Source organism: Mycobacterium sp. NGS49 (assembly GCF_059812565.1).
The window spans coordinates 1-5,965 of record NZ_JCALCX010000074.1; the positions used below are offsets into that span (position 1 = coordinate 1).

At 66.8% G+C, this 5,965-nt stretch carries 6 protein-coding genes; 4 read left to right on the plus strand and 2 right to left on the minus strand.

The features are described from left to right. Positions 1 to 54 precede the first annotated feature (54 nt). On the minus strand, positions 55 to 1,155 hold the full coding sequence (gene corA / locus AC5Y7D_RS30585) for a magnesium/cobalt transporter CorA (protein ID WP_499929889.1): 1,101 nt from the start codon (positions 1,153 to 1,155) through the stop codon (positions 55 to 57). Positions 1,156 to 1,342: 187 nt separating this feature from the next. Here corA and AC5Y7D_RS30590 point away from each other — a divergent pair, with 187 nt between their 5' ends. The 3 genes from AC5Y7D_RS30590 to AC5Y7D_RS30600 all read left to right on the plus strand — a co-directional run bounded on the left by AC5Y7D_RS30590 (position 1,343) and on the right by AC5Y7D_RS30600 (position 4,437). Beyond that, positions 1,343 to 2,332, plus strand: coding sequence for a malate dehydrogenase (locus AC5Y7D_RS30590; RefSeq protein ID WP_499929891.1), 990 nt, complete (start codon positions 1,343 to 1,345; stop codon positions 2,330 to 2,332). Positions 2,333 to 2,398: 66 nt separating this feature from the next. Then, positions 2,399 to 3,586 carry an NAD(P)-dependent malic enzyme gene (locus tag AC5Y7D_RS30595; protein WP_499929896.1) on the plus strand — a complete coding sequence of 396 codons (1,188 nt, stop codon included), beginning with the start codon at positions 2,399 to 2,401 and terminating at the stop codon, positions 3,584 to 3,586. Next, positions 3,583 to 4,437: a glycine betaine ABC transporter substrate-binding protein gene (locus AC5Y7D_RS30600; protein WP_499929893.1), complete on the plus strand. Its 855-nt coding sequence runs from the start codon at positions 3,583 to 3,585 to the stop codon at positions 4,435 to 4,437. The genes AC5Y7D_RS30595 and AC5Y7D_RS30600 overlap by 4 nt, the downstream gene beginning before the upstream one ends. Here AC5Y7D_RS30600 and AC5Y7D_RS30605 read toward each other — a convergent pair. Further along, complete coding sequence (locus AC5Y7D_RS30605) at positions 4,434 to 5,258, minus strand: SDR family NAD(P)-dependent oxidoreductase (RefSeq protein ID WP_499929895.1); 825 nt, start codon at positions 5,256 to 5,258, stop codon at positions 4,434 to 4,436. The two genes, AC5Y7D_RS30600 and AC5Y7D_RS30605, sit on opposite strands and share 4 nt — an antisense overlap. A gap of 207 nt (positions 5,259 to 5,465) precedes the next feature. On the opposite strand from AC5Y7D_RS30605, the gene AC5Y7D_RS30610 reads away from it, so the two are divergent. Beyond that, positions 5,466 to 5,965 (plus strand): PE family protein (locus AC5Y7D_RS30610; RefSeq protein WP_499929898.1); only part of this gene is annotated, 500 nt, incomplete at its 3' end.

The following is a 5,965-nucleotide window of genomic DNA, read 5'->3' on the forward strand; positions in this document are numbered from 1 at the left end:
CCGAGGAGCCGTCGTGGATTTCACTCTGAGGGTCCGCGGCCGGGACTGGCGGACCTACAGCCAGTCGCGGCGGCGGAAAATGAAGTAGAGGGCTACGCAGATCACCACCATGGCGGTGACCACCGAGGGATAACCCCACTTCGAGTCGAGTTCCGGCATGAAGTGGAAGTTCATGCCGTAAATCCCGGCGACCATGGTGGGGACCGCGATGATACCGGCCCACGCCGAGATCTTGCGCATGTCCATGTTCTGCTGCATGCCGACCCGCGCCAGCGCGGCCTGCACCAGCGAATTGAGCATGTCGTCGTAGCTGGCGATCTGCTCCGCGGCCTGGGTCTGGTGGTCGGCGACGTCGCGCAGATAGCGACGCACTTCCTTGTTGATCAGGTCCTTGTTCTCCACCTGCATGCGCTGGAACGCACCCGAGAGCGGGGCCACGCACCGGCGTAGTTCCACGACTTCGCGTTTGAGCAGGTAGATGGGCTCGACGTCAATATTGCGTCCGGGCGAAAAGGCGACGACTTCGATCGCATCGACGTCGTCTTCCATCGAGCCGGTCACCCCGAGGTAGTGGTCCACCACGTAGTCGGCGATCGCGTGCATCACCGCGTACGGGCCCAGGCGCAGGTGGTCTGGGGTGCAGTCCATGCGCTTGCGGACCTCGTGCAGTCCGCCATGATCGCCGTGACGGACCGTTACCACGAAGTCATTGCCGACGAAGATCATGATCTCGCCGGTTTCGACGATCTCGCGGGCCCGGGCCACCGACTCGTGCGGGACATAGTTGACGGTCTTGAGCACCAGGAACAGCGAATCGTCGTAGCGCTCCAACTTTGGTCGCTGATGGGCGACCACAGCGTCCTCGACGGCCAGCGGGTGCAGGCCGTAGGCATCGGCCACTTCCTGCATCTGCTCCTCGTTGGGCTCGTGCAGCCCCACCCAGACGAAAGCCTCCTGCCCTTCCTGCTGGATGTCGCGGACCTTGGCCAGCGCGTCGGCGGGGGTGTACTTGCCCGCCAGTCGGTGGCCGTCGACGTAGACGCCACAATCGACCAGGGTCTGGGCCGGCCGATCGGCGACCGGGTGCACGTGCTGCCGGCGGGTGAGCGCCACGGGTCGAAGAGCTTCAGGCAAAGCGTCAAACCCCGGGAACATATCCACCTCCAATCGCAGCGTGGGCCATCAAGCCGAGGTCATGCTACGCGTCCAGGGACAACAAGAAGAGACGTAATGTCACGTCAACGGCGAATTCCCAGCCGCTCGCCGGACCGGCCACTTCGCAGTCGCAGCGGTGCGCTAGTTTCGACCCCGAACCCGTCTTACCCGAAGGAGCAGAACCGACGTGAGCGCAAGTCCTCTCAAGGTTGCCGTCACCGGTGCCGCCGGCCAGATCGGCTACAGCCTGTTGTTCCGCCTGGCCAGCGGATCGCTGCTGGGCCCGGACCGTCCGATCGAGCTGCGTTTGCTGGAGATCGAGCCGGCGCTCAAGGCGCTCGAGGGCGTGGTGATGGAACTCGACGACTGCGCCTTCCCGCTGCTGGCCGGGGTGGAGATCGGCGCCGACGCCAACAAGATCTTCGACGGCGTGAACCTGGCTCTGCTGGTCGGCGCGCGGCCGCGCGGCCCGGGCATGGAGCGGGGCGACCTGCTGGAGGCCAATGGCGCGATCTTCACCGCGCAGGGCAAGGCGCTGAATTCGGTGGCCGCCGACGACGTGCGCATCGGCGTGACCGGTAACCCGGCCAACACCAACGCGCTGATCGCGATGACCAACGCCCCCGACATCCCGAAGGAGCGTTTCTCCGCGCTGACCCGGCTGGACCACAACCGCGCGATCTCGCAGCTGGCCCGCAAGACCGGCGCCAAGGTCACCGAGATCAAGAAGATGACGATCTGGGGCAACCACTCCGCCACCCAGTACCCCGACATCTTCCACGCCGAGGTCGGCGGCAAGAACGCCGCCGAGGTCGTCAACGACCAGGACTGGATCGAGAACGATTTCATCCCGACCGTCGCCAAGCGCGGCGCGGCCATCATCGATGCCCGTGGCGCATCCTCGGCCGCCTCGGCCGCATCGGCGACCGTCGACGCAGCGCGGTCGTGGCTGCAGGGCACCCCGGACGGCGACTGGGTCTCGATGGCCGTGGTCTCCGACGGGTCCTACGGCGTGCCGGAAGGGTTGATCTCGTCGTTCCCGGTCACCACCAAGGACGGCGACTGGTCGATCGTGCAGGGCCTGGAGATTGACGACTTCTCCCGTGCCCGTATCGACAAGTCCACCGCGGAGCTGGCCGACGAGCGCAATGCCGTCACCGAGCTCAAGCTGATCTAGCGATCTCGCGATTAGGGCCAGCATGGGCCGCGCAGTACCCTGATGGCCGTGTCCGAAACGCTTGACATGGTGAAAAGCCTTCCCGAGCAAAGCCCCCAGGTCCTCATCACCGACGAGGAGATCTTCGAGGCACACGTAGGCGGCAAGCTGTCCGTCGATCTGACGGCGCCGCTGGACACCCGGCGTTCGCTGTCGATCGCCTACACACCGGGTGTTGCGCAGGTCAGTCGTGCCATTGCCGCCGACCGCACCCTGGCATCCCGCTACACCTGGGCCAGCCGACTGGTCGCCGTGGTCAGCGACGGCAGCGCCGTACTCGGCCTCGGCGACATCGGGCCGGCGGCGTCACTGCCGGTCATGGAAGGCAAGTGCGCGCTGTTCAAGGAATACGGCGGGCTCAACGCGATCCCGATTGTGTTGGACACCAAGGACCCCGACGAGATCGTCGAAACCCTGGTGCGGCTGCGGCCGACGTTCGGCGCCGTCAACCTCGAGGACATCTCGGCGCCGCGCTGCTTCGAGATCGAACGCCGCGTCATCGAGGCGTTGGACTGTCCGGTGATGCACGACGACCAGCACGGCACGGCCGTCGTCTCGCTCGCGGCGTTGATGGGTGCCACCAAGGTGCTCGGCCGGGACATGTCCTCGGTGCGGGTGGTGGTCTCCGGCGCCGGAGCCGCCGGCGTCGCCTGCACCAATCTGCTTCTCGCCATGGGGGTTTCAGACATCACCGTGCTGGATTCGCGGGGCATCGTGCACAGTGGCCGCGATGACATGAACAGCGTCAAGGTCGATCTGGCGCGCCGCACCAACCCGGGCGGTCGCACCGGCGGCCTCGTTGAGGCGCTCCACGGCGCCGACGTCTTCCTCGGGGTGTCCGGCGGAGTGGTTCCCGAAGAGGCGATCGCCACCATGGCACCCAACGCGATCGTGTTCGCTCTGTCCAACCCGGATCCCGAAATCCATCCCGACATCGCAGCCAAGTACGCCGCGATCGTGGCCACCGGCCGCAGCGACTTCCCGAACCAGATCAACAATGTGCTGGCCTTCCCGGGGATCTTCCGCGGCGCTTTGGACGTGGGGGCACGCCGGATCACCGAGAAGATGATGGTGGCCGCGGCCGAAGCGATCTATTCGGTGGCCAGCGAAGACCTCGCGGTAGACCGGATCGTGCCCAGCCCACTGGACCGGCGCGTCGGCGACGCCGTGGCGACCGCGGTGGCCCTGGCCGCAGAAGACTCCCGCTGGGGGTGAGCGTCGGCAGGCTGGCCGCGCTGCTGTTCGGCTTGGTGCTGATCCTTGGTTGCTGCTCGACGCACGACGACCGCCGGAATCCGGACCTGGTCGTCGGGTCCTCTTCCGACGCCGATTCCAAGCTGCTGGCCGCTCTTTACGTCGCGGCCTTGCGATCGTACGGTTTCGCCGCGCACGGCGAAGCGGCCCCGGACCCGATGGCCAAGCTGGACTCGGGTGCGTTCGTCGTCGTGCCCGGCTACACCGGCCGGATCCTGCAGAGCCTGCAACCGGGAGCGACGGTGCGCTCGGACGCCGACGTCTTCAAAGCCATGAACGCCGCCCTGCCCGAGGGTGTGGCCGCCGGCGACTATGCCACCGCAGCCGAGGACAAGCCGACGCTGGTCGTGACGCCCGCCACGGCTGCTGCCTGGGGCGGCAGCGACCTGAGTCTGCTGCCGGCGCACTGTGACGGCCTGGTGGTCGGTACGGTCGCCGGGCGGACCGCCCTCTCTTCGGTGGGTTCTTGCCGGCTCCCCGCGCCGCGCGAATTCCTTGACCAGGCAACGTTGTTCGCCGCTTTGAAGGCCGGCCAAGTGACCGCCGCGTGGACCACCTCCGCCGATCCCGGGATTCCGCCGGACCTGGTCGCACTGGCGGACGGCAACAAGACCGCATTGATCCGGGCCGAGAACGTGGTGCCGCTGTACCGGCGCAATGCGCTGAGCACCCGGCAGCTACTGGCGGTCAACGAGGTAGCCGGTGTGCTGGACACCGCTGCGCTGGCCGACATGCGCCGCCGGGTGGCCGGCGGCGCCGACCCGCAGGCGGTGGCCGACGGCTGGCTGGGCGAGCACCCGCTGGGACGCTAGCTGGGGATGATCCGGCCGGTCACCAGTTCGACTATCCGCTGGTAGTTCGAACCGGTCACCCGCACCATCAGGTCCAACGCCACGGCGTCCGGCCCGACCAGCACCCGTGCTTTGTTCTTGCGCACCGCCTGCAGGATGATCCTGGCGGCCTTCTGCGGGCTGGTATTGGCCAGGCGCTTGTCGAACAACTGGGCGAGTTCGTCGCGGTCGAGTCCCTCGGCCACCGTCGCGTTGCGGGCGATCGCGGTCTTGATGCCGCCAGGGTGCACGGTGGTGACCCCGACGCGGTGGCCGCTCTGACGCATTTCCTGGCGCAGCGCCTCGGTGTAGCCGCGCACCGCGAATTTGGCGGCGTTGTAGGCGGAGTAGCCGGGCACCGAGAATAGGCCGAACACGCTGGAGATGTTGATGACGTGGCCGTCGCCGGAGGCGATCAGGTGCGGCAGGAACGCCTTGGTGCCGTTGACGACGCCCCAGAAGTCGACGTCCATCACCCGCTCGATGTCCTTGAACTGCTCGACTTCCACGGTGCCGGTATGCCCGATGCCGGCGTTGTTGTAGATCTGGTTGACCTTGCCGAAGTGCTCTTTGACCTCGTCGGCGTAGAGCAGGAAGCTCTCGCGCTCGGTGACGTTGAGCCGGTCGGCCTTGACCTGAGCACCGACCGCCTTGAGCTGTTCCTCGGTGTCGGCCAGTCCGTCGGTGTCGATGTCGCTGATCGCCAGGCTGGCGCCCGAGCGGCCCAATTCGATCGCCAGTGCCTGCCCGATGCCCGAACCCGCGCCCGTCACCACGGCTACCTTGCCCGCGAACCCTTCCATGAGCACCCTCCCTTATCCGAAGCTCAGCGTCGAGATTAGCCGGTACCGGCGGTCCGAGGTATCAGTGGGTGCCGTGAGCAAGCCCCGTGCAAGGTTCCGAAGGTAGGACAATAAATCTCAGAACCTCATTCCGGTCGCCGAGTCGCGGTTCTTCGATACAGTTTGAATTAAATTCAAATGTGCTATGTGATCCGTGGGGGTCTGACGATGTCGTTCCTGGTGGCTATTCCCGATGCTTTTGCTGCTGCGGCGACAGATTTGACCAGCATCGGGGCGGGGTTGAGCGACGTGAACGCGGCCGCCACGGGCGCAATCACCGCGATGCTGCCCGCAGCCGCCGATGAGGTGTCGGTAGCGTTCGCGGCGCTGTTCGGTGGGCACGGCCAGGCCTACCAGTCGATGGCCGCGGAGGCGGCGGCGTTTCATGCGCGGTTCGTGAACGCGCTGCACATGGGTGGCGGCGCCTACGCGGCCGCCGAGGCCGCCAGCGCGAATCCGCTGCAACTCGTCGAGCAACAATTGTTGGGCGTGATCAACGCACCCACGCAGGCGTTGTTGGGTCGTCCACTCATCGGCGACGGCGCCACCGGGACGGCGGCCACTCCCAACGGCGGGGCCGGCGGGATCCTGGCCGGCAACGGCGGCACCGGTTTCACCCAAACGGCCAGCGGCGTGGCCGGGGGCACTGGGGGAAGCGCGGGCCTGTT

Bases quoted from the DNA above. Each gene is read 5' to 3' on its own strand.
- corA (WP_499929889.1), bottom strand. From the start codon at position 1,155: ATGTTCCCGGGGTTTGACGCTTTGCCTGAAGCTCTTCGACCCGTGGCG.
- AC5Y7D_RS30595 (WP_499929896.1), top strand. From the start codon at position 2,399: ATGGTGAAAAGCCTTCCCGAGCAAAGCCCCCAGGTCCTCATCACCGAC.
- AC5Y7D_RS30605 (WP_499929895.1), bottom strand. From the start codon at position 5,258: ATGGAAGGGTTCGCGGGCAAGGTAGCCGTGGTGACGGGCGCGGGTTCG.